The sequence below is a fragment of the Paenarthrobacter ilicis genome (assembly GCF_016907545.1).
GTDB lineage: Bacteria > Actinomycetota > Actinomycetes > Actinomycetales > Micrococcaceae > Arthrobacter > Arthrobacter ilicis.
In genome coordinates this window covers 2,736,118-2,758,875 of the sequence record NZ_JAFBCD010000001.1, presented here as the reverse complement: position 1 = coordinate 2,758,875, position 22,758 = coordinate 2,736,118, and the positions used below count along the sequence as shown (strand labels likewise).

General features: G+C 63.5%; 22 protein-coding genes. 14 read left to right on the top strand and 8 right to left on the bottom strand.

Annotated features, from left to right (window positions below; genetic code table 11):
• The first annotated feature begins 90 nt into the window (after positions 1 to 90).
• A complete protein-coding gene (locus JOE60_RS12560) occupies positions 91 to 1,326 on the top strand; it encodes an MFS transporter (protein WP_167263394.1) in 1,236 nt (411 codons plus the stop codon).
• A 21-nt stretch (positions 1,327 to 1,347) separates the two neighbouring features.
• Here JOE60_RS12560 and JOE60_RS12555 read toward each other — a convergent pair whose 3' ends face one another.
• Genes JOE60_RS12555 through JOE60_RS12545 form a run of 3 tightly spaced genes read right to left on the bottom strand, consistent with a single transcriptional unit; the run spans position 1,348 to position 3,799 of the window.
• Positions 1,348 to 1,854, bottom strand: a complete 507-nt coding sequence (locus JOE60_RS12555) for an Lrp/AsnC family transcriptional regulator (protein ID WP_167263392.1) — start codon at positions 1,852 to 1,854, stop codon at positions 1,348 to 1,350.
• A 54-nt stretch (positions 1,855 to 1,908) separates the two neighbouring features.
• Complete coding sequence (locus JOE60_RS12550; protein WP_167263390.1) at positions 1,909 to 2,547, bottom strand: TMEM175 family protein; 639 nt, start codon at positions 2,545 to 2,547, stop codon at positions 1,909 to 1,911.
• 31 nt (positions 2,548 to 2,578) lie between these two features.
• A complete protein-coding gene (locus tag JOE60_RS12545; RefSeq protein ID WP_167263388.1) occupies positions 2,579 to 3,799 on the bottom strand; it encodes an MFS transporter in 1,221 nt (406 codons plus the stop codon).
• Between the two features lie 102 nt (positions 3,800 to 3,901).
• Here JOE60_RS12545 and JOE60_RS12540 point away from each other — a divergent pair, with 102 nt between their 5' ends.
• Entirely contained in the window at positions 3,902 to 4,876 is a 975-nt protein-coding gene (locus JOE60_RS12540; RefSeq protein ID WP_167263386.1) for a LysR family transcriptional regulator, read from the top strand.
• Here the strand turns inward: JOE60_RS12540 and JOE60_RS12535 are convergent.
• On the bottom strand, positions 4,851 to 5,888 hold the full coding sequence (locus JOE60_RS12535; RefSeq protein WP_204814924.1) for a nitronate monooxygenase: 1,038 nt from the start codon (positions 5,886 to 5,888) through the stop codon (positions 4,851 to 4,853). The genes JOE60_RS12540 and JOE60_RS12535 overlap by 26 nt on opposite strands.
• Before the next feature lie 41 nt (positions 5,889 to 5,929).
• Between JOE60_RS12535 and JOE60_RS12530 the strand changes: the two genes are divergently transcribed.
• Positions 5,930 to 6,868: an N-acetylglucosamine kinase gene (locus JOE60_RS12530; protein WP_167263384.1), complete on the top strand. Its 939-nt coding sequence runs from the start codon at positions 5,930 to 5,932 to the stop codon at positions 6,866 to 6,868.
• A 101-nt stretch (positions 6,869 to 6,969) separates the two neighbouring features.
• On the opposite strand, the gene JOE60_RS12525 is transcribed toward JOE60_RS12530, so the two are convergent.
• Complete coding sequence (locus tag JOE60_RS12525; RefSeq protein WP_167263383.1) at positions 6,970 to 7,992, bottom strand: pirin family protein; 1,023 nt, start codon at positions 7,990 to 7,992, stop codon at positions 6,970 to 6,972.
• Between the two features lie 50 nt (positions 7,993 to 8,042).
• On the opposite strand from JOE60_RS12525, the gene JOE60_RS12520 reads away from it, so the two are divergent.
• From JOE60_RS12520 to JOE60_RS12480, 9 genes are all read left to right on the top strand, one after another.
• Entirely contained in the window at positions 8,043 to 9,839 is a 1,797-nt protein-coding gene (locus JOE60_RS12520) for a beta-galactosidase (RefSeq protein WP_167263381.1), read from the top strand.
• 28 nt (positions 9,840 to 9,867) lie between these two features.
• A complete protein-coding gene (locus tag JOE60_RS12515) occupies positions 9,868 to 10,338 on the top strand; it encodes an NUDIX hydrolase (protein WP_167263379.1) in 471 nt (156 codons plus the stop codon).
• A 203-nt stretch (positions 10,339 to 10,541) separates the two neighbouring features.
• Positions 10,542 to 11,711: a ribosome small subunit-dependent GTPase A gene (gene rsgA, locus JOE60_RS12510; protein WP_167263377.1), complete on the top strand. Its 1,170-nt coding sequence runs from the start codon at positions 10,542 to 10,544 to the stop codon at positions 11,709 to 11,711.
• A gap of 155 nt (positions 11,712 to 11,866) precedes the next feature.
• A complete protein-coding gene (locus JOE60_RS12505; RefSeq protein ID WP_167263375.1) occupies positions 11,867 to 12,961 on the top strand; it encodes an ABC transporter ATP-binding protein in 1,095 nt (364 codons plus the stop codon).
• Entirely contained in the window at positions 12,961 to 13,701 is a 741-nt protein-coding gene (locus JOE60_RS12500) for an ABC transporter permease (protein WP_167263373.1), read from the top strand. The genes JOE60_RS12505 and JOE60_RS12500 overlap by 1 nt, the downstream gene beginning before the upstream one ends.
• Complete coding sequence (locus JOE60_RS12495; RefSeq protein WP_167263371.1) at positions 13,698 to 14,441, top strand: ABC transporter permease; 744 nt, start codon at positions 13,698 to 13,700, stop codon at positions 14,439 to 14,441. The genes JOE60_RS12500 and JOE60_RS12495 overlap by 4 nt, the downstream gene beginning before the upstream one ends.
• Complete coding sequence (locus JOE60_RS12490) at positions 14,438 to 15,397, top strand: ABC transporter substrate-binding protein (RefSeq protein ID WP_167263369.1); 960 nt, start codon at positions 14,438 to 14,440, stop codon at positions 15,395 to 15,397. The genes JOE60_RS12495 and JOE60_RS12490 overlap by 4 nt, the downstream gene beginning before the upstream one ends.
• Positions 15,398 to 15,518: 121 nt before the next feature.
• Positions 15,519 to 16,739: a pyridoxal phosphate-dependent aminotransferase gene (locus JOE60_RS12485; RefSeq protein WP_167263367.1), complete on the top strand. Its 1,221-nt coding sequence runs from the start codon at positions 15,519 to 15,521 to the stop codon at positions 16,737 to 16,739.
• Positions 16,740 to 16,792: 53 nt separating this feature from the next.
• Positions 16,793 to 17,647 carry a polyphosphate kinase 2 family protein gene (locus tag JOE60_RS12480; protein ID WP_167263366.1) on the top strand — a complete coding sequence of 285 codons (855 nt, stop codon included), beginning with the start codon at positions 16,793 to 16,795 and terminating at the stop codon, positions 17,645 to 17,647.
• A 6-nt stretch (positions 17,648 to 17,653) separates the two neighbouring features.
• Here JOE60_RS12480 and JOE60_RS12475 read toward each other — a convergent pair whose 3' ends face one another.
• The gene (locus JOE60_RS12475; protein WP_167263364.1) at positions 17,654 to 17,905 is read right to left on the bottom strand and encodes an exodeoxyribonuclease VII small subunit; all 252 of its coding nucleotides are present in this window, start codon (positions 17,903 to 17,905) and stop codon (positions 17,654 to 17,656) included.
• A 48-nt stretch (positions 17,906 to 17,953) separates the two neighbouring features.
• Positions 17,954 to 19,231, bottom strand: a complete 1,278-nt coding sequence (xseA, locus tag JOE60_RS12470; protein ID WP_167263362.1) for an exodeoxyribonuclease VII large subunit — start codon at positions 19,229 to 19,231, stop codon at positions 17,954 to 17,956.
• Positions 19,232 to 19,433: 202 nt separating this feature from the next.
• On the opposite strand from xseA, the gene JOE60_RS12465 reads away from it, so the two are divergent.
• Both JOE60_RS12465 and JOE60_RS12460 read left to right on the top strand, forming a co-directional pair.
• Positions 19,434 to 20,297 carry a hypothetical protein gene (locus JOE60_RS12465; RefSeq protein ID WP_167263361.1) on the top strand — a complete coding sequence of 288 codons (864 nt, stop codon included), beginning with the start codon at positions 19,434 to 19,436 and terminating at the stop codon, positions 20,295 to 20,297.
• Positions 20,298 to 20,321: 24 nt separating this feature from the next.
• Complete coding sequence (locus tag JOE60_RS12460; RefSeq protein ID WP_167263359.1) at positions 20,322 to 21,407, top strand: 4-hydroxy-3-methylbut-2-enyl diphosphate reductase; 1,086 nt, start codon at positions 20,322 to 20,324, stop codon at positions 21,405 to 21,407.
• A gap of 77 nt (positions 21,408 to 21,484) precedes the next feature.
• Here JOE60_RS12460 and JOE60_RS12455 read toward each other — a convergent pair whose 3' ends face one another.
• Positions 21,485 to 22,714: a DNA recombination protein RmuC gene (locus JOE60_RS12455; protein WP_167263357.1), complete on the bottom strand. Its 1,230-nt coding sequence runs from the start codon at positions 22,712 to 22,714 to the stop codon at positions 21,485 to 21,487.
• Positions 22,715 to 22,758: the final 44 nt, after the last annotated feature.

Genomic DNA, 22,758 nt, shown 5'->3' with positions numbered 1-22,758 from the left:
CATGCATTCTATTGCCATCACTGTTCTGCCGGCGACGGGCTGCCCACAAGGCTTTGCCTGAAAGCGGCCACCGAGCCCGAAGGCATGGAAATGACTGTCTTGAGCGAACTCCGCATGCGTCCTGCCACAGCAGGGCGCTGGGGATGGGATGCATCCACCACCGCACGACTGGTCCTTGCGGGAGTCGTGATTTTTGCGCTGCTTGTAGGCGCCAACCTGGCGACACCCCTCTACCCGCTGTTGCAGGCCAACCTAGGGCTGAGCTCCCTGGATGTCACGGTGGCGTTTGCCAGTTACGTGGTGGCCCTGGTGGCTGTGCTCATGATCGCAGGGCACTGGTCCGACCATATCGGGCGGCGTGCAGCACTGGTTCTGGCTGTCTTTGCGGGGCTGGCCGGCGGGGTGGTCTTCGCGAATGCGGACTCGCTGCTGAGCTTGTCCATGGGCCGGGCCCTGCAGGGTGTTGCCGTGGGCCTGGCCACCGGAGCCAGTTCAGCGGCCTTGCGGGAACTTCTTCCGCAACGTCCGGACTGGGCGTCCCGCTTCACCTTGTTGTCATCGGCCGGTGGAGTTGCCGCGGGTCCCGCGATCGGCGGCCTCCTGTCGCTCCTGCCGGACCCCACCCGGACTCCTTACTACGTTCATTCAGCCGTCCTTCTGGCTGCCCTGATCCCACTGTGGTTGTTGAAGGCACGTCCGGCGATTGCTCCCGCCCAAGGCCCACGGCCCATCAAGCTGCTTGCCCCCCGGAAGCCTTCAGTATCCCGCGATGCACGCGGAGCGTTCTGGCTGGCCGCGGCAACAGGTTTCCTGAGCTTCGCCGTCTTTGGTTTCTGCCTGTCCCTGGCGCCCGGCTATTTTGCCGGAGTTGTCCACGCGGATTCCAGGCCGGTCATAGGACTGCTGGCGGGAATCACGCTGGGAGCCTCGGCCCTGAGCCAACTTCTGGGGGCCCGCGGACGGTTCGTCGTCCCGGTTGCACTGGCCGTGCTGGGGATCTCCGTGGTTCTGGTGGGAGCCGCGGCGGCGTGGTCCAGCCCGTGGCTGTTGGTTCTTGCCAGCATCTCGGCCGGTGTAGGCCAAGGACTGGCATTCCGGCAGGTCTTCAATGACGTGGCGGGGAAAGTAGAGGCATCCCGCCACGCCCAGGTCATCAGCACTGTGTACGTCATCACCTATTTGGGCAGCGCAGTCCCGGTGATTGGGCTGGGGCTTGCCGTGTCCGCGCTTGGGCTGCAGGCCGCCGTCGCCGGCTTTACGGTTCTTTGCGGAGTTGCCGCCCTGGCGTTGTCCGGCGTCTCACTCCGGCGGGCACTCAGGAGCTAAGCGGCTCCGACGCTCAACCCGCTATTCCGGCAGGGGACCGCGGTTGCCGGGAATGTGCTGGAAGACCATGGTGGTCTCTGTGTGACCCACCACGGGATCCGTGGCCAGGTTGTCCAGGAGCCAGTTGCGGAGGTCGTCTGTGTTGGCCACGGCGATATGCAACAGGTAGTCCACCGAACCTGTGGTGTGGAAGGTGGAGATGACTGCCGGGAGCTTGGGGACGCGGGCAGTGAAACGGTCGATCTGGTCGCGGTCGTGAGCACGGAGGCGGACGGCGATGAGTGCCTGGACCGAGCGCCCGATGGCGGGGAGGCTAAGGACAGCCTCGAAACCCTCAATGATGCCGCGCTCGGACAGCGCACGGGTCCTCATCAGGGCGGTGGACGGTGCAATTCCCACGAGCTCAGCGAGTTGTTTGTTGGAGATCCTGGCATCGTCAACCAAGGCTGCCAGGATGCGCTCATCAATGGCGTCCAACGGCTCAGTGGTGCCCGCGGCTGACCGAACATTCTTCGTGGGGTTGCTCACGGATCCTCCTGAAATTGCCTTTTGACCATCTTAGACGGTCAATTCTTCAGGTGACTATCGTGCAGCCCGCCCGGGTCCCCGGCGTCGAGCCAGCCGCTGCAGAGGCTCACTGAGCAGCATGACCAGCAACGGCAGGTTGCCAGCCGTGGGGACGGCCAAAGCAATCGCCAAGGCCACCAGGAAGAGCAGGGAGACAATTGCGCCGGAGCGGATTCCATCCTTCATCTCCTGCGGATCCATGCCGTGAAGATCGGGGTGGGACCGCAGATACACGCGTGTGAGGACCAGCATCAGGCTGGTGGCAAAAAGCGCCCCGATATAGACCAGGGGTTGGGCCCAATCCGAGGTCATTTGTGTAGAGAGCGCAGTGGCCACCGGCATCCAGACGATGGTGAACATCCAGGCAACCGTCAACCAGAGCAGCCCGTTGTCCACCTTGTGCACCTGCGTGAAGATCCTGTGATGGTGCCTCCAGAACACGGCAATCAGGAGAAAGCTCAGGGCAAAACCCAGGAGTGCAAAACGCTGGTCCGCCAGCCATTCGGCCGTGGTTCCGCCGTGGTCTCCCAGTTCACCCACGCTCTCCATGAGCGGCAGGATCAGCAGAGTCAGGGCAATGGCCACCACGGCATCCGTGAAGGCCTGCAACCGCTCCGGAGAGGACAGCTCCCGGCTTCTTGTGACCTGTGTCATGTCACTGATTGTAGGACCAGCGCCCAAGGAATCAGCGGGAGCGGCGGTGAACCACCATGGTGAGTACCGCCGTCGTGAGGGAAAGCGCCATGACGCTGCACGCCAAAGCCGGCCATCCGTAGGCCTGAAACGCCAGGCCGCCCGCCCAGCCGATCACGCTGGAGCCCAGGTAATAGGAGAGGTTATACAGGGAGGCTGCTTGTGCGCGGCCCGTGCTGGCAATGGCGCCCGTCCAGCCGGACCCCACGCTATGGGCTGCGAAGAAGCCGCCGGTAAAGATGATGAGTCCGGCCAGGATGAGTGCCAGGTTTTCCACCAACGTCAAGGCCAACCCCGCTGTCATGACAGCAATGCCGGCTACCAGCACATTCCGCCTCCCGAACCGGGAGGTCAATGCGGCTGCCCACCGCGAGGTGACAGTTCCCGAAAGGTACGCCAGGAAGAGGAGGCTGACCACCGAGGCAGGAAGGCTGAACGGCCCGGCATGGAGCCGGAAGCCCAGATAGTTGTACACTGCCACGAAACCGCCCATGAGCAGGAACGCCTGCACATACAGCACCAGCAAATGGGGGTTGCGGGCATGGCCGGACAGGGTCCGGAAGGCACCGCGCAACCCTTGTCCGGGGGACGGAATGAACCGGCGTTGGCGTGGAACCAACATCAGGAAAAGGACGGCGGACACTGTAGCCAGCACTGAAACCGCCGAGGCAGCGGTGCGCCATCCCCACAATTCACCTGCCGGGCCGGCCACCAAGCGCCCGGCAAGGCCGCCCAGCGTGGTTCCGGCGACGTAGCTTCCGGCGGCCATGGCGGTGTGGATCTTGGTGACTTCTTCGTTGAGGTAGGCGATCGCTATTGCCGGTATCCCGCCAAGGGCCATCCCTTCCAGCGTCCTGATCACCAGCAACACGGGGAGGGTAGGGGCCAGGGGAACCAGGAGGCCAAGAACCGTGGCGGCTGAAATTCCGATGGTCATGGCGCGGACCCGGCCGATCCGGTCCGCCAGGAAGGACCAAGGAATCACCGTCAACGCCAGGCCCACGGTAGCCACGGAAATACTCAGCGCCGCTTCTGCGGCAGTAATCTGGAGGTCGCTGGCCATCAGCGGCAGGACGGCCTGGGTGGAATAAAGCTGCGCAAACGTTGCTACCCCAGCGAAAGCCAACGCGGCAAGAACCCGCCGGTAGCCACGGGAGCCTTTGATGTGCCCGTCCCAGGTGTCTGAGGGGGCCGTGGCGCTCGCATTGCTCATCCGGTAAGGCTAGGCGGAACCGGACTGTACCTTCCAATGCATATTTTGCTTACGATTGATGTCCTGATGCATGAATGGACAAGCCAGTAAGGGGAGCACACTATGGAGCCTGACCACCATCAGCTCATCCAGCTGCTCCCCCTCCTTCCCGTCCTCGCGGAGCTGGGGCGTACCGAGCACATGACGGAGACCGCAGCCATCCTCGGCGTTCCCCAATCGACCGTGAGCCGTGCCGTGGCACGTGCCAGCGCGATTGTCGGCATGGACCTCTTGGCCAAGGATGGACGGGGGATCAGGCTCACGCCCGCAGCCAAAACGCTGCTGCCCTACATCGAGGCGGCCTTGGAGGATTTCCAAGCCGGGCTGGACAGGGTGCGGCAGGAATCGGATGTCGTGCGCGGACGGGTGGGGGTTGCGTCCCAGCACACCTTCGGCGAGGCGACGTTGCCCCTGCTCATCAGCGCTTACCGGGCCAAGCACCCGCAAACAGTTTTCGAGTTGCGTCAAGGTCCCCGTGACGGATGCCTGGAGCAGTTGGCTGCGGGCGAGTCGGATTTCGCACTCGTGGCACCCATAGCGCCGGAAGGCAAAGGCATCGTCTCCCTGCCGCTGTACCGCGAGCCCCTGAGGGCCGTGCTGCACTACAAGCACCCGTTGGCAGGCCACTCCACGATCCATCTGTCCCAACTGCGCCACGAGCCCTACGTCACGCTCCCTACCGGGGTGGGTTTGCGGGCTTTGGGTGAGGCATTGTTCCGTGAGGCCGGGTTCCGCCCCAGGATCGCCTTCGAAGTCCAGGGGTCAACGTCCGCCAGGGGACTGGTTTCGGCGGGACTGGGATTCAGCATCCTTCCACCGGCAGGTCCGGGCTCCGGAACGGGTCAATTCCTGCCCGAAACCGAGTTGGGGCTCGTTGAGGTCCCCTTGGACTCGGACCTGGCCTTCCGTCAGATCGGAATCGCGTGGAGGGAACGGAACTTCGAGCCCGACGCAGTGCGCCTTTTCCGGGAACTGGTGGTCTCCCAGGGAGGCCAACTGCTGGCCGAGCTGGTCAGAGCCCGCTCAGGAAGGCCCTGACAACCTCCGCTGCAGGTCCCTGCCGTCCACGTTGCCAGCCGGTTCCAGCCCACAGATTGAGGCGGTGCGCATCTCCCGCGGCAGCAGCAGCCTGCCTGATGGGCCCGGTCAGGTGGTGAATGGCAGGGTAACCTTCAGGTGCCTGTGGATGGTCCAGAACAAAGTCGTTCACCAGGGACCTCGCCCAGCGCCCGGTGAAAGCGCGGGTCATGTCCGTCCGGGTGAAGCCAGGATCACCCAGCGCATCCTTATGAGCCTGCCGCGCACCGCTTTCGTCAGTCCGGACCAGCGCGGTCCCGGCCTGGGCGGCGATCGCTCCCGCCTCCAGAACGGCGCGCAGGTCTGCAGAGTCCATGATCGCGCCGGCCGCTATCAGGGGAAGTCCGACGGCGGCACCCACCTGGGCGACCAGGTCCGCCGTCGTCCGGGCTGCTCCAGCCGGCGCCGGGTTCCGGTGGAGGAACGCGGCCGTATGGCCGCCGGCCGACGTGTGTTGAACGGCGAGCGCATCCGGCTTTTCTTCGGTTGCGGCGAGGGCTTCGTCGACGGACGTGACGCTGACGATTACTGTGGTGCCCTGCTTCTGCAAGGCCCGGGTCACGGCTTTTCCGGGCATTCCGAAGGCGAAGCTCACCCATTCCACGGGGTCGGCCAGGAGCGCATCAATTTTGTCCTGCCATGCGTCGTCGTCATCAAGGCGCAGGGGCGGAAGCGTCACGCCGTACTGTCCGGCGTCAGCGGAGAGTTCCGTCTTGTAGTGCTCCAGGAGCGCCAAGGCCCCGGCGGATGGCGGGAGTTGGGAGGCATCGGGCACGAAGAGGTTTATGCCGAAAGGAATGTCCAGGGCCCGTGCTGCGGCGATTTCCGCGACCATCGCGGCGGGACTCTTGTACCCTGCCGCCAGGAAGCCGAGCCCGCCACCTTCGTGCACCGCCCTGGCCAGTGCGGGCGTTGATGTTCCGCCGGCCATGGGGGCTGCAATGAACGGCGTGCCACATAAGGAAGCGGTCATGAGCGGTTTCTCCTCGGTACGCTGCAGGCTAGTCTTTCACGGTGAACAATCCTGACTCTACCCAGCCTTCCCAGCCTGCCACCTCCGCGACGGCGGGTACCGTCATTGGCCTGGACATCGGAGGCACAAAGACCCGCGGCGTGCGGTTCCAGGACGGGATCGCCGTCATGGATGAAACTGCCGGCAGCTCCAATGTGCAGAACGTCAGCAGGGAGCAGGCAGCCGCCAACCTTGCTGACTTGTTTGGCGCCATAGGTGGTGGCCGGATTGACCAGGTGTATGCAGGAGCCGGCGGAATCGACACCGAGGAGGACGCCCAGGCGCTGGCGGACCTCATTGCTCCTCATGCCCCCGGTGCGCGCATCACCGTGGTTCACGATTCACGGTTGCTGCTGGCAGCCGGTGGGGCCAGTTCGGGTGTGGCAGTTATTGCCGGTACCGGTTCGGCCGCGTGGGGCAAGAACGACGCCGGACTGGAAGCCCGGGCGGGTGGCTGGGGTTACCTCCTGGGCGATGAAGGCAGCGGGTACTGGCTGGGACGGGAAGCCGTGCGGCACAGCCTCCGGCGCATGAACCAGGGCCTCGAGCCGGACCAGCTCAGCCGTGCGCTGTTGGTATCTTGTGGTGTGGAGGAACCAGGCAAGCTCATTGCGCTGTTCCATTCACCGGACACGGGACGCAGATATTGGGCGCAGCAGGCCAGGGTAGTGGTGGATGCCGCCGCAGCCGGGGATCCCGTCAGCATTGGCTTGGTTCAGCAGGCAGGCAGGGACCTTGCCGATCTGGCCAGGCAGGCGGTCCGCCAGCTCGGATTGGAAGGCCCGGTCATTCTGGGCAGTGGCCTGGGCATGAACGTCACCGCGTTGCAGGAGGCCTTCACGGCCGCACTTGCTGAGGACGGGATCGTGGATGTCCGCATCCTGGCCCAGGACCCCGTTTTTGGAGTGCCGCGGCTTGTCGCTGAGCAGGGTGCGGGCTGAACCGCTTCGAACCCAGCACGCGTTCGCCCGCCCCGGAGGTATCAGCCCCGGAGGTGTCGGCCCCGGAGGTGTCGGCCCCTGGTGCGTCAGCCCCGGGTGCGTCAGCCCCGGGTGCGGGGACGGAGTTTCACTCCCGGGAGCGGGGGTGCGGGAATACGTCCTGCCTCAGGGCCCGCATCGGGGCCATGGCCGGGAACGAAGCCAAAACGTGAGACGGCGGCCGCGTCGTCGTCCAGCAGCCCTTCAGCTTCCCAGTCCTCGCGGGCCTGTTCCACTTCTTCGTGGGTCCTGCCCACAAAGTTCCACCACATCAGCAGGTCTTCGCCGAAGGGCTCTCCGCCCAACAGCATGAAGCGGGTGTCGGGGTGGGCAGTGACGTCCAGATGGTGACGGCCCGCTCCCAGGTAGGCGAGTGGCCCGGCATCGATATCCTGGCCGTCGATGGTCAGGTGGCCGTCCAGGACCAGTACCGCGTGTTCGAAGCCCGGTGTGAGGGGCAGTTGGATCTGGCCGCTTGCGGTGATGTCGGCCCCCACAATCGGGCTGAACATGGTGGCGGGGGACCGTTGCCCGGCAAACTCGCCCACCATCACCGTGGCTGCGAACCCTTCACCCACCGCAACGGGGAGGTCCTTCACCTGTTCAAAGGAAGGTGCGCGGTGCCGGTGCTCGTCCGGCAGGGCAGCCCACAATTGGAGACCCCTGGACACGGGGATTTCCTCCATCAGGGGATGCGCTGCGTCTCCGGGGAGGACTGAGAATTCGGAGTGGGAGATCCCATGCCCTGCTGTCATGATGTTCAGCTCGCCCGGGCGGACCACCACGTCACTGCCCACGCTGTCCCTGTGCCGGACCGCTCCCTCCATGGGCCACGTGACTGTCTGGAGGCCGCAGTGCGGGTGGGGCAGGACGCTCATGGCCACCCGGTCCGGGCCGAACCTGTCCAGGAAGCACCATGCACCCACGGTGGGTAGGCCGCGCTGCGGCAGGGTGCGGAACACGTTCATGGCGCGGACACCGCCCAGGGGCACTTCACGTTCGGGCCACAGTTGGACGCAGGGACCCTGTCCCTCGGGAGCGGCAGGGCAGATTTCCTGCGCAGGGGATGTATCAAGATTGGTCATGTGCGTCTCACCTGTGAATAAATGTTGGTTTTTGAGCTAATCTGTCCCGTGTGACCAACGCCATATTGAGCTACCGTGACGCCGTCCTCTACCGTTCCGGTGAACCGTACCGCATCCTCGCGGGGGCCATCCACTATTTCCGAGTGCACCCGGACTTATGGCGGGACAGGCTGAGGCGACTCAAAGCGATGGGCGCCAACACCGTTGACACCTACGTTGCATGGAACTTCCATCAGCCTAAACCCGGGGACGCGCCGGACTTTACGGGGTGGCGGGACGTGAGCCGGTTCATCGACCTCGCAGCGGAGGAAGGCCTGGACGTCATTGTCCGTCCCGGCCCCTACATTTGTGCCGAATGGGACAACGGCGGCTTCCCCGCATGGCTGACCGGAACCCCGGGAATGGAACTGCGGCGCCTGGACCCGCTCTTCACGGCAGCCGTGGAGGAATGGTTTGACCAGCTTCTGCCCATCATCACTTCCCGGCAGGCCGTCCAGGGTGGACCCGTGGTCGCCGTGCAGATCGAGAACGAATACGGCAGCTACGGTGACGACCACCAGTACATCCGCTGGAACAAGCGTGCTTTGGAAGACCGTGGCATCACCGAATTGCTGTTCACCGCGGACGGCGGAACGGACTACTTCCTGGACGGAGGCTCCCTCGAGGGAACATGGGCAACTGCCACCCTGGGAAGCCGCGGCGAGGAAGCCATGGCCACCTGGAAGCGCCGCAGGCCGGGGGAGCCGTTCTTCAACGTGGAGTTTTGGGGCGGCTGGTTCGATCACTGGGGCGAGCACCACCACCGCCGCGATGGAGACGACGCAGCCAGTGAAGTGCGCTCCATGCTCGACGCCGGCGGTTCGGTCTGCATCTACATGGCGCACGGCGGCACCAACTTCGGTCTCGGTTCCGGCAGCAACCACGACGGCACGGCGCTGCAGCCAACTGTCACCAGCTACGATTCCGACGCCCCCATTGCGGAGAACGGCGCGCTGACACCAAAATTCCATGCCCTCCGCAAGGAATTCTTCAGGGCACAAGGCGTGGATTCCCCACCCGCCATTCCGGCTGACCTGATGGATGTGGCGCCCGTGGTACCGGCGCAAACGTTGGCTTTGGAGGGCCGGACGGGGCTCCTGGACCTTCTCCGAAGTTCAACAGGCGCCGTTTCCAGCGTCTCCCCGCTCAGTTTCGAGCAACTGGGGCTGGACTCCGGCCTGGTCTTCTACCAGGCGGAGGCGACACTTCCCGGACTTCCGGAGGCGCCCGCGGAAAGCCGGCTGAAGATTGCCGGGCTCCATGATCGTGCCTATGTCTGGGTGGATGGTCATTTTGCCGGCATCCTCGACGACGTCACCGGCGCGGATGGACTGGTGGTCACGGGAACAGGCACAACGGCCACGCTGGAAATCCTCGTGGAGAACATGGGCCGGATCAACTATGGGCCCCTGACCGGCCAGGGCAAGGGAATTCTTGGCGGCGTCCTCATCAACCAGCGCTACACCTTCCACTGGACACAGACCCCCTTGGCGCTCGCAGAGTGGACCGGCCAGGACCTGGATCGCTTGCCCGGGGCCGGGTTTGTCCTCACTGATCCGGCAGATGCCTATATTGCCCTCCCTGGCTCCGGCAAGGGTTTTGTATGGCTCAACGGTTTTCTCCTGGGCAGGTACTGGGACAAAGGACCCCAGGTGACCCTCTACGCCCCGGCTCCGTTGTTCACCTCCGGAACCAACATCATCAAGGTGCTGGAACTCGAAAAGGCCGGGACCGTCGTCGAACTCCGTCAGCAGCCTGACCTTGGCCCCGAAGAGGCGGGCCCCATCGCCGCGGCCGAACTGCCATGACATCAACGCACACCCCTAAGCTGGCACCATGAGCCTGCAGTTTGATACCCGCCCAGCCGCCTACGCCGTGATCATCAAGGACCAAAAGATCCTCCTCGCCTATTGGAAAGAGGACGGCAAGGAAGGGTGGACGCTTCCAGGGGGAGGGCTGGACCTGGCCGAACACCCCGTGGACGGATGCAAGCGCGAAGTGTTCGAGGAAACCGGCTACAAGGCTTCCATCGATCGCATGCTGGGGATTGATGTGGGGCACTGGCCCGGAGAGCCCCGGAAGGACGGTTCCCACAGGGACTTCGAATCGCTCCGGTTGGTATACGAAGGCACGGTGGTGGGCGGAGAACTTACCCACGAAGTGGATGGCAGCACCACACACGCAGCATGGATCCCTCTGACTGACGTCGAAAAGCTCACCAGGGTGTCGCTGGTGGACATCGGGTTGAGGCTGCACAGTGAGCGGCCCGTCAACGGGAAACTCGCCGCCGGGCCCCCCACGGCCTAGCCAAGAGCGCCCGCTGCTGGGTACCCTGAAACCTCACGCCGGGCAGCAGTTCCCGGCCGGATGCCGCAGGAGGTGGACTTTGATGAATGCCGTAACTTTGCGCGCCCGCGTATCAAGCGTGGCGCACCATCAAGAGCCCACCATTCTTGTCCCGGCATCTGCCTGACACATCCAGGCAACCGGGCCTCAGCAGAGGCAACCCCTTGAACACTTTCGTTCCACGTACCGACGATCACACCACTGACCTTTCTGGTCCCATCGAATACGGCTTCACTGACAAAACAGCCGCCTTATACCGGGCAAACCCCGCGCCGGGGCGCCAGCAACACCAACCCGCTCCCGTTCCGGCCCGCGTGATCCGGGTGGACCGCAACCGTGTGCTGGTCGCCTCCCCGGACCAACTGCTCCACCTGCCTTACCCTGCGCGCGGACCAGCTCCCGCCACGGGAGACTGGGTTTGGCTGGGCCGGAACCTTGCCGGCGAGCCCGCCGTCGTCCATATTCTGCCGCGTTTCTCGGCACTGAGCCGGAAGCGGGCTTTCGAGGCGTCCTCGGAAGAACAGGTCCTGGGCAGCAACATCGATATTGTCGCGGTGGTGGTTCCCATGGACCGCCCGCTCACCCACAATCGGCTGGAGCGGACGCTGGTGGCCGCTTGGGATTCCGGAGCCACACCCTTGGTGGTGATCACCAAGGCGGACCTGGCCCGGATAGCGGATGACGTTGTGGGGGAGGTCATCCAGCAGGCGGCGGGAGTTCCGGTGGTCACAACATCAGCCGAGGATGGCGACGGTCTGGACGAACTGGAGGGCCACATCCCGCCCGGATCAACGCTGGTGCTGCTGGGACCCTCCGGTGCGGGTAAATCAACCCTGATCAATGCCTTGGCCGGGACGGAAATCCAGCTCACGGGCCAGGTCCGGGCCGGAGACGGCAAGGGCAAGCACACCACCACCTCGCGGGAACTGATCCCGCTGTCCTCAGGCGCCGTTTTGATGGACACCCCTGGCGTTCGAGGCTTCGGCCTTTTTGACGCTGATGAGGGAATGGGGGAAATGTTCGGCGACCTCGATGAACTCTTTGCGCAATGCCGGTTCTCCGATTGCGCACACCAAGGCGAGCCGGGATGCGCCGTGCAGGAGGCTTTGGACAGGGGATCACTGGATCAGCGGCGTTGGGCGAGTTACCTGAAGCTGCAGCGCGAACTGGCGGCCTTGGCCAGGAAACATGACGCTGCTGCACGTCGGGCATATCAGCGCGAATGGCACCAAAAGGTCATGTCTGCGGACCGCGGCCAGCGCTCTGCTGAGCGGCAACGGTACGACCGGGCAGAGGAAAGGGCAGGGAAGGGAGGTAAACGACGCAGGCGGTGAACATTGCCGATTCATTACGGAATTCGTGGCAACGCTGACATCGTGACTTCAGCTGGCTAGTCTGGGGGATGATTGCTTTGCTGCCAAGTAATAAGCATGCATATGATCATGTGGCTCTACCGATAAATGTCCGCCAGAGATAGGTAATCCTGGGAATGGCTGAAGCCATGATTGAGTTCAAGAGCGTCACCAAGCAGTACCAAGGTGGGCAGCCCGCGGTGGACGCCCTGACCATGTCCATCGACAAGGGCGCCATCACCGTGTTCGTCGGTCCATCAGGCTGCGGCAAAACCACCTCTTTGCGCATGATCAACCGGATGGTGGAGCCCACCAGCGGAACAATCACTGTCGCGGGCGAGGACGTATCCCGGGTTCCGGCGGCGCAGCTGCGCCGATCCATGGGCTACGTGATGCAATCTTCCGGGTTGCTGCCGCACCGCTCTGTGCTGGACAACATAGCCACCGTGCCGAGGCTCAACGGAGTCTCCAAAGCCGCAGCGCGGAAACGGGCCGAGGAACTGCTCGACGTCGTGGGGTTGGCGTCGGTTCTGGGCAAGCGGTATCCATCGCAGCTTTCGGGGGGTCAGCAGCAGCGCGTGGGTGTCGCCCGCGCGCTTGCTGCCGACCCGCCCGTGCTCCTCATGGACGAACCCTTCAGCGCCGTTGACCCAGTGGTCCGCGACGAACTGCAGCAGGAACTTCTCCGTTTGCAGCGGGAACTGGCCAAAACCATCGTCTTCGTGACGCACGATATTGATGAGGCCACGGTGCTCGGGGACAAGGTTGCCGTGTTCGCAGTGGGCGGCAAGTTGGCCCAGTATGCTGCGCCGGAAGAGATCCTCCGGGCCCCCGCCAATGACTTTGTGGCCTCCTTTGTTGGCCGTGACCGGGGCTTCCGGCACTTGGCTTTCAACACCGCCGACGCCGTCACCCTGCACCCGGTGCCCACGGTCACCGAGTCCCAGGCCCGGGCAGACGCCAACGCGGCGGGGGAGTGGACGCTGGTGGTGGACCAAGACTCCAGGCCGCTGGGATGGTCTTCGCCGCGCGACGGCGCCGGGCTCATTCCGGGAGGTTCGCTGTTCCGCAAGGGCGAAACCCTGCGACGGGCGCTGGATGCGGCGTTGTCTTCACCGTCCGGCCTGGGCGTTGCCGTTGACGACGACGGCCGGGTGGCCGGAGTCCTGAAGGCACCTGAAGTTCTGGCCTTGATTGAAGAAGCGCGGCATCACAGGGAGGACGCCACCTGATGGAGTGGTTCCTCGACAACATCAGCATGGTCCTTGGGCTCGCCGGTCAGCACTTGGTGCTCGCCGTCATCCCGATGGTCCTGGGCCTGGTGATTTCCGTTCCCTTGGCCCAGCTGGCCAGGCGCAACGCCGCGCTGAGGTCGGTGGTGGCCACAGCAACGTCACTGCTCTACACCATCCCGTCACTGGCACTTTTCATCATCCTCCCCACCATCCTGGGCACCCGGATCCTGGATCCGCTCAACGTGGTGGTGGCCCTGACCATCTATGCTGTGGCGCTGCTGGTGCGCGCGGCCATGGATGCTTTTGATTCCGTGGACGACGATCTCCGGAAGGCAGCCGTGGCCATGGGGTACAAGCCCATGGCCCGCTTCTTCCAGGTGGACCTGCCGTTGTCCCTGCCGGTGCTCTTCGCGGGCCTGCGCGTGGTGTCCGTCAGCAATATCTCCCTGGTCAGCGTTGCTGCACTTCTGGGAGTGGGAAACCTGGGTGTCCTCTTCACCGACGGCCTCCAGCGCACCTTCATCACCGAGGTTGTGGTGGGCATCATCGCCATCCTGGTCCTCGCGCTCCTGATGGATGCCATCCTGGTGGTCCTGGAACGGGTGTTGACTCCCTGGACACGGGCCGGGGGCGGCAACTCCGTCCGCCCGGATGCCGGTGCCGTATTGACCGAACCCAAAGCCGGACCGGCGGCGTCTGCTGCCGCACTGCGTCCGGATACGGGGGCCTCCGCATGAATATCTTCGCCGAAACAATCCAGTGGCTCACGGATCCCCTCCATTGGACCGGTAGCAGCGGAATCCCCACCCGCCTCATGGAGCACCTGCAGTACAGTGCGCTGGTGCTGGCTATTGCCGCTGTCATTGCCGTACCCATCGGCCTGTACATCGGGCACACCGGCCGCGGCCGCGTGGTAGCCGTTGCGGTGGCGGGAGCACTGCGTGCACTGCCCACCCTGGGGCTCCTGGTGCTCTTCGCCCTGCTTGCCGGCAGTGGCCTGATGCCTCCGGTCTGGGCGTTGGTCATCCTGACGGTCCCGCCGCTTTTGGCGGGGACCTATGCAGGTATCTCCAGTGTGGATCGCGTGGTGGTGGACGCCGCACGCGCCATGGGCATGACTGAACTCCAGATTCTGTTCCGGGTGGAACTGCCCAACGGACTTCAGGTCATGTTCGGGGGCATCCGCACGGCTGTGCTGCAGGTCATCGCCACAGTGTCAGTGGTTGCCTACCTTCCCCTGGGTGGCCTGGGCCGGTACCTGTTTGACGGGCTTGTCCTGCAGGACTTCCCCAGGATGCTGGGCGGCTCGCTCCTCATCGCCGCCTTGGCCATTGCCGTGGACCTGGTACTGGCAGGCGTCCAAAGGCTGGTGCTTTCTCCCGGCCTCGCAACCAACCCGAACGGCCGCCGTCAGGCGTCCGACGACACCAAAGCCACAGCTCCCCAGGGAGCTGCCGTTCAAGGAGGTACACCATGAAGAAACCCGTCCCCATGACCCTTTCGCGCCGTGGACTAGGCGGACTTGCTGCAGGACTGGGTGTGGCCCTGGCACTGAGTGCTTGTGGCGGCAGCCCGCTGGCGTCACCGTCCACCTCAGCCCCCGACGGCTCTGCTGCCGCCGGCGGCTCACTGGTGGTGGGATCCGCCGACTTCCCTGAGAGCCAGGTCATCGCAGAGATCTACGTTGGCGCCCTGAACGCAGCAGGCGTAACTGCCACGTCCAAGCCCAACATCGGATCCCGTGAGATTTACGTCAAGGCTGTCCAGGACGGGTCGATCGACCTCGTACCGGACTACTCGGGCAACCTGCTGTCCTTTGTGGACAAGGACGCCAAGGAAGTCTCCGCGGACGATGTTTTCAAGGCCCTCCCCGGCAAGCTGCCGGATGGACTGGCTGTCCTGGACGCGGCGAAGGCTGAATCCAAGGACGCCATGGTGGTCACCAAGGCAACCGCGGAGAAGTACCAGCTGAAGTCCATTGAGGACCTGGCGAAGGTCTGCAAGGACTTCACCATGGCCGCTCCGGCAACCTTCGAAACCCGCGCCTACGGCTTCCCGGGACTGAAGTCCAACTACAACTGCGAGCTCAAGGGCCTGCAGCCGTTCAACGACGGCGGCGGCAACCTGACGCTGCAGGCGTTGCTGGAGGACAAGGTCCAGGTGGCGGACATCTACACCACCACCCCGTCCATTGCGGACAACGACCTTGTGGTCCTGGAGGACCCCAAGAACAACTTCAAGGCTCAGCAGGTCCTGCCGCTGTACAGCAAGGCCAAGATGACGGACAAGGCCAAGGACGCACTGAACAACGTGTCCAAGACCCTGACCACCACTGACCTGATCAATCTGAACCGTGCAGTCAGCGGAGACCAGAAAGAAAGCCCCAAGGATGCTGCAGCCGCATGGCTGAAGGACAAGGGCATCGTCAAGTAACACCAGCAAGACATTGCCCACGACGGCGGTGGCGGACCCGCAAGGGAACCGTCACCGCCGTCGTCGTTGATGTGAGTGACGTCTCAACAGCTCTCCATCACCCATGTGGCATATTTGAGGAATGGCGAATTTCAAGCAGTCCACAAAGCTTCATAATGTCCTCTACGACATCCGTGGACCGATCCTTCAGGCCGCCCAGCAGATGGAGGCGGAGGGTCACAGGATCCTCAAACTGAATATCGGAAACCCGGCTCCTTTCGGCTTTGAAGCGCCTGACGCCATTTTGGTGGACATGATCCGCCACCTCCCCAATGCCCAGGGATACAGCGATTCCCGTGGAATCTTCTCAGCCCGTACGGCCGTTTCGCAGTACTACCAAACACGCGGCATCCAGAACATCCATGTTGACGATATTTACCTGGGTAATGGGGTCAGCGAACTGATCACTATGTCCCTCATGGCGCTGCTGGACGATGGGGACGAGGTCCTGATCCCCACCCCTGACTATCCGCTGTGGACTGCATCCGTGGCGTTGGCCGGTGGGCGTCCTGTCCACTACCTGTGCGACGAAGAGTCCGGATGGCAGCCGGACCTTGAGGACATGGAATCGAAGATCACGCCCCGCACCAAGGGAATCGTAGTGATCAACCCCAACAACCCCACCGGTGCCGTGTATCCGGAGGAAACCCTCAAGAAGATCGTGGCACTTGCCGAAAAACACGGTTTGGTGCTGTTCGCCGATGAGATCTACGAGAAAATCCTTTACGAGGATGCCGTCCACGTGAACCTGGCCGGCCTGACCGGGGACGACGTCCTGTGCCTGACGTTCAGCGGCTTGTCCAAGGCTTACCGGGTGTGTGGGTACCGGGCCGGTTGGATGGCCATATCCGGTCCCAAGAAGGAAGCCGCCGATTACCTTGAGGGCATCAACCTGCTGGCCAACATGCGCCTGTGCGCCAATGTGCCCGCACAACACGCCATCCAAACGGCGTTGGGCGGCTACCAGAGCATCAATGACCTCATCCTGCCTGGAGGAAGGCTCCTGGAGCAGCGCAACAAGGCCTACGATCTCCTCAATGCCATCCCCGGTGTCAGCACCCAGCAGGCAAGGGGCGCTCTGTACCTTTTCCCCAAACTTGATCCCGAGGTGTTCCACATCAGGGACGACGAAAAATTCGTCCTTGACCTCCTGAAAGAGCAGAAGATCCTGGTATCCCACGGCCGCGCCTTCAACTGGGTCCGCCCTGATCACTTCCGCATGGTCACCTTGCCCAATGTGAAAGACATTGAAGAAGCAGTTGGCCGCATGGCGGACTTCCTGTCGAGGTATCCGGGCAACTAGCCTGAGGTCCATGGCCGTGCCATTGGGGTGCGGGCCGGCAGAAAGGGACGCCGATGGCCAATGAAGTTGAGTTCGATGAAAGTCCGGCAAAGACGCTCACCGCAGGACCCGGGTTCTCGCTGGCCGATGTCGATCCTGGCTCTGCTCCTGGCTATCCGGGAGGAAAGTCCGATGGGAAGGCGCTTCTGGCGGCCCAGGATGCCAGGTTGGCTGAATTGCAGGAGAAGCTCTTTGCCACGGGCAAGTTCGGCAGCAACAAGCGGTTGCTGCTGATCCTGCAGGCCATGGACACCGCCGGCAAGGGCGGCATCGTCAGCCATGTGGTGGGGGCCATGGATCCCCAGGGAGTCCAGCTGGCAGCTTTCAAGGCTCCCACCGATGAGGAGAAGTCGCACGACTTCCTCTGGCGCATCGAGAAAGAGGTGCCTGCGGCAGGAATGGTCGGCGTGTTCGACCGTTCCCACTATGAGGACGTCCTGATCCACCGGGTCCACGGATGGGCCGATGCTGCCGAGCTGGAACGGCGCTATACGGCTATCAATGATTTTGAGTCACGGCTCGCTGACCAGGGGACCACCATCATCAAGGTCATGCTCAACATCAGCAAGGACGAGCAGAAGGAACGCTTGACCGCCCGCCTGGATGACCCCAGCAAGCATTGGAAGTACTCGCGGGGAGACCTGGAGGAACGTGCCTACTGGGAGGACTACATGGATGCCTACATGGCGGCGTTCCAGAAGACCTCAACGGATACGGCGCCATGGCATGTGGTTCCTGCGAACAAGAAGTGGTATGCCCGCATCGCCGTTCAGCAGTTGCTGTTGGATGCCCTCGAAAAGATGCAGTTGGACTGGCCCCAGGCCGAGTTCGACGTGGCCGCCGAACGTGCGCTCGTTGTGGAGTCCTGAGCCGGCTCAGCCGCGGCTGCCGCCGTCGTCGTTGCTTGCCTCCCGGGCACTGGCCAGCCGCTTGCGTGCCCCTTCCAGCCATTCCTCGCAGCGTTTGGCCAGTGCTTCGCCGCGCTCCCACAACGCCAACGACTCTTCCAGGCTGGCGCCCCCGGCCTCCAGACGGGAGACCACGCCCATCAGTTGCTCGCGCGCTTCCTCGTAACTCAAGGAATCCAATGAATCCTCTGAATGTGTGGCCGGGGTGTTCTCAGTCATGACGTCCTTGGTTTCTGGTTGCTTGGGTGGAAAGGTGGCCGGGCGCCATCAACGGTCCAGCAGTTGTCCGTCTCCGGCGGAAACAGCCCGGAACCGGCCTTCTGCCACACGCACGGTCAGGGTGGCGCCCTCAGGGGCATCATCGGGGGTGGTGACCACGTGGTGGCCGGCTTGGTCTTCGCCCAACAACTGGACCACGGCGTAGCCTCGGTCCAGCGTCTTCTGCGGTGACAAAGCCCGGACCTGAGCCCGGAGATGGTGGACCTGGTCCAATGCGCGGACGAGCGCCGTGCTGACGGCCGAATGCGAACGCTGTTGGAGACGGTGGATGTCCTCGGCACGGGCGTCCACCATGGAATCGGGCGCTGCCAGAACCGGGCGTGAACGGAGTGAGTGGAGCCGGTCCGTTTCGCGGTCCACCAGACGCCCGATACCGCGCCTCAGGTGGTCCCGCGCCTGCCTCACCATGGCCAGTTCCTCTGCCACGTCCGGAACGATCCTCTTGGCAGCGTCCGTGGGCGTGGAGGCGCGGAGGTCCGCGACGTCGTCAAGAATGGGCCGATCCGCCTCGTGGCCGATGGCGCTCACTACCGGAGTGCTGGTGGCGGCCACAGCGCGGATCAGGTCCTCGTTGCTGAAGGGAAGGAGGTCCTCCAAGGCGCCGCCGCCACGGGCCAGGACGATCACGTCCACGTGGGGATCCGCGTCAAGTGACTTCAACGCCGCCATGATCTGCGAAACGGCGGTGTTTCCCTGGACCGCGACTTCGCGGACGTCGAAATCCACCGCCGGCCAGCGCAGGGCCGCATTGCGGAGTACGTCCTTTTTGGCGTCCGAATCCCTGCCGGTGATGAGCCCGATCCTGTGGGGTAGCAGGGGCAATTTCCGTTTCCGGGAGTCAGCGAACAGGCCCTCTGCAGCGAGGGCTTGGCGGAGGCGCTCAATACGGGCCAGCAGGTCGCCCAAGCCAACAGGCCGGATGTCTTTGACGGACATATTGAGCCTGCCGGTCTTCATCCAGAAGTCGGCCTTCACCAAGGCGACTACCCGTGAGCCGCGCTCCAACGGAATTTTCTGCCGGTCCAGCACCGTGGACCACACCGAGGCCGGAAGGGAGATCTCGGCATCCACGTCCCGGAGCGTCAGGAAGGCGTTGCCACCCCTTCGATTGAGCTCAATGACCTGTCCTTCGATCCAGGCTGCAGGCGCCCTCTCTATGTGGGCCTTGAGCTTGCGGGACAACAACTGCAAGGGCCACGGGTTGTCCGGACTGGTCTCAGCCGCAGTCCCTGGCAGGGTGGATTCCGGCGACGCCTCAGCGGACATGGATGGCCTCTGCGTGCTCCAGGGGTTCTTGCGTTCCCCCGGAAAGGCCCGGGTGTAACTGAATCATCACTGTCCTCGCTTCGGTGCCGCACCTGGTTCCGGTCAGCCATCCAACTCTATCCATAGGTTTAGCTGGAAGCTCAGACATTTTTCCTATCATGTGGACAGACCTACCATGGTTGCACTGCCCCTTACCCAGAGGATGACGTTGCGTACATTTGTCTCAGCACTGGGAGTGATCCTTGCCTTGCTCCTCACCGCCGTCGCGGTCCCGGCAGCATGGGTGGACCAGAACATCGTCAAAGAGGAAGGCTTCGTCCGCCTGGCCGGCGGCTTGGGCGGCGACCCCGAGTTCCAAAGCCGGCTGGCGACAGCTGCCGTGGGAACGTTCGAGTCGTCTGTGGACCTGCCCGCACCCATCCAGGCCCTGGCCTCTGAACTTCTCAAGGGTGCCACCACCGGCATGCAATCGTGGAGCGACTATCCCCAGGCATGGGAAGAAACCGTGCGGAACAGTCACAGACTGAACTTTGGAGCAACCGACCAACCGGAGGAAAACTCTGGTACCACGGCGCTTGTTTTGGACATAGGACCGCTGGTTCGCTTGATCCGGGACCACGTGGCCGAGGCGACACGGATCCGCTTGGATGTGCCGGAGCAAAGCCTGGTGTCCTTGGGTGAGCCGTCACACCGGCAAATGGTTGAGCGTGTGGCCGCGTTCGCGCCGCTGTGGTGGGTTGCAGCCGCGGGTGCTGCCCTGGCCACCTTGCTGGCGTTGGTCGCTGCCAGGCGCCGGGCATTGGTTCCCGTCTTTCTGGGACTGGGTGGCTTGGCCCTGGCCGCACTGTGGACTGCCGGGTCCGGCCTGGCCGGGTCTGTTGTGGGTAATCTGTCCACCGCCAATGGTGTCGCCGAGGTGTTCAAGGAAGAGTTCCTGGCATCCGTCCAGGCAAGTTTCGGGCAATGGACCATGGTGGCGGCCGTGGTTTCCGGGATTGTACTTGTCCTGGGGATCATTGCGTCCCTTGTCACAGGGCGACAATCGTCACGTTCGGCCCGCCGGTAAACCCGTGGCCGGTAGCATGGAGTAATGACCAGCACAGCAGTTTCCATTCCTATGCCCACGGTGCCCCGCAGACGCCGTTCTCCGGAAGAGGTACAGGCTGCGGCCCCGGTGACGGGACCCAAAAAGGTTCTGCTGGCAGCTCCGCGCGGATACTGCGCCGGAGTGGACCGGGCCGTCATTGCCGTGGAGAAGGCATTGGAGCATTACGGTGCTCCCGTCTACGTTCGGAAACAGATTGTCCACAACGTTCACGTGGTCAGCTCCCTTGAAGAGCAGGGCGCCATTTTCGTTGAGGAAACGGACGAAGTTCCTGAAGGTGCCCTGGTCATTTTCTCTGCCCACGGCGTATCACCGGCAGTGGTGCAATCCGCTGAAGACCGTGGTCTCCGCACCATCGACGCCACCTGCCCCCTGGTCACCAAGGTTCACCGCGAAGCAGTCCGCTTTGCCAAGGACGACTTCGACATCCTCCTGATCGGTCATGAAGGACACGAGGAAGTGGAAGGAACGGCCGGCGAAGCCCCGGACCACATCCAGATCATTAACGGCCCGCATGAAGTGGACAAGGTCACGGTCCGTGATCCGGAGAAAACCATCTGGCTTTCCCAAACCACGTTGAGCGTGGACGAAACCATGGAGACCGTCCGGCTCCTCAAGGACCGTTTCCCCACTCTGCAGGACCCGCCCAGCGACGACATCTGCTACGCCACCACCAACCGCCAGGTCGCGATCAAGAAGATCGCGCCCCAGGCTGACCTGGTGATTGTGGTTGGCTCCGCGAACTCCTCCAACTCGGTCCGTCTGGTTGAGGTGGCGTTGGAATACGGCGCCAAGAGTTCCTACCGCGTGGACTTCGCCAACGAGGTGGATGAAAGCTGGTTCGAAGGCGTGGCCACTGTTGGCGTGACATCGGGTGCCTCCGTGCCCGAGGTGCTCGTTAAGGACGTACTGCGCCTCCTGGCAGATTACGGCTACGGCGAGGTCCAGGAAGTCGTCACGGCGGAAGAGGACCTGCTCTTTTCGCTTCCCAAGGAACTCAGGGCCACGTTGAAGGAGGCCGGGGACGTTACCCGTGCTTTGGGTGGCCGCGGAAGCCGCCCCGCTTCCTGACATTCAACCCCTCAACCAAACAGGCCCGCAGCGGTGCCCTTCCCTTGGGAAGTGGCAGACGCTGCGGGCCTGCTTCGTTAAGCTGCCGATTCCTGGGCCTCCCCGGCAAGGAGTTCCGGCGCAGCCAAAGACCGCGGCACAGCCTCCACGGACATCGGCGCAGCAAGGCCGGCATCATCCATGGTGTTGAGCTTCCGGGCGGTAGGAAGCACCCGGGCCTCGAGCGTGCCCACCATGGCGTTGTAGCGATCAACAGACGTCTTCAGGGAGCTGCCCAGCTTGCCCACATTCTCGCCCAGAGTGCCCATGCGCTCATAAAGCTGCTTCGCTAGTTCAAACAACTCATGGGCACTGTCGGTGAGGACGTCCTGACGCCAGGTGAACGCCACGGACTTGAGGACGGCCAGCAACGTTCCGGGAGAAGCCAGCACCACATTCCTGGACAGAGCATGGTCAAGGAGGGCCGGATCAGCTTCCAATGCGGAGGCAAGGATGGACTCCGCGGGAAGGAAGCAGATCACCAATTCGGGGGAATTGCCCGGAATATCCCAGTACTTCTTCGCGGCCAGGGCGTCGATATGTGCCTTGAGCGCCTTGGCGTGGCTGGCCAGCAGGGTTCTCGCGTCCTGGGTAGCAGCTGGCGCTACCGACTCACCAAAGGCGCCCTCGCCGTGCAGCTGCTCCTGGGCAGCAAGGTAGGAGGCCAAAGGAACCTTGGCGTCCACCACCAGTTGCTTGCCGCCCGGCAACTGGACCACCAGGTCCGGCCTGAGGACGTTCTCTGATCGTCCTGAATGAACCTGCTCAACGAAATCGACGTGCCGGAGCATTCCTGATGCTTCCACCACCCTGCGGAGCTGGACCTCTCCCCATTGTCCGCGGGCGCTGTTGGAACGCAGGGCCGATGCCAGTGCGTGCGTGGACCTGAGCAGCCGCTGATCCGAGAGCCGGGCGTCCTGCAGCTGCTGGGCCAATTGTCCGTATTGCTCAACCCTGTCCCGCTCCAGCAATGACACCTGCTGCTGGACCGCTGTGAGTTTCTCGGCCACGGGCGCCAGCGCACGCAGCACACTCCCGTCCGAGTTCCGTGCGGCGCTCAGTTCACGATTCTGCGAAAACAACAACCGCCGTTCAGCATCAGCTGCTGCGAGCTGGGCCGTCACCTCCGACAAGCGCGACGACACGGCGTCGAAGTCCTCCTCCAAGCCGGCCCCCCGGCGTCGAAAGACGACGTAGCCCGCCGCAAGTCCAACAACCGCGCCGATGATCAACATCAGCAGCGACAAAACCACTCCAAATCCATCCATACGCCAACCCTGTCACAGGGGTCCGACAGTTTTAGGAAAGGCCG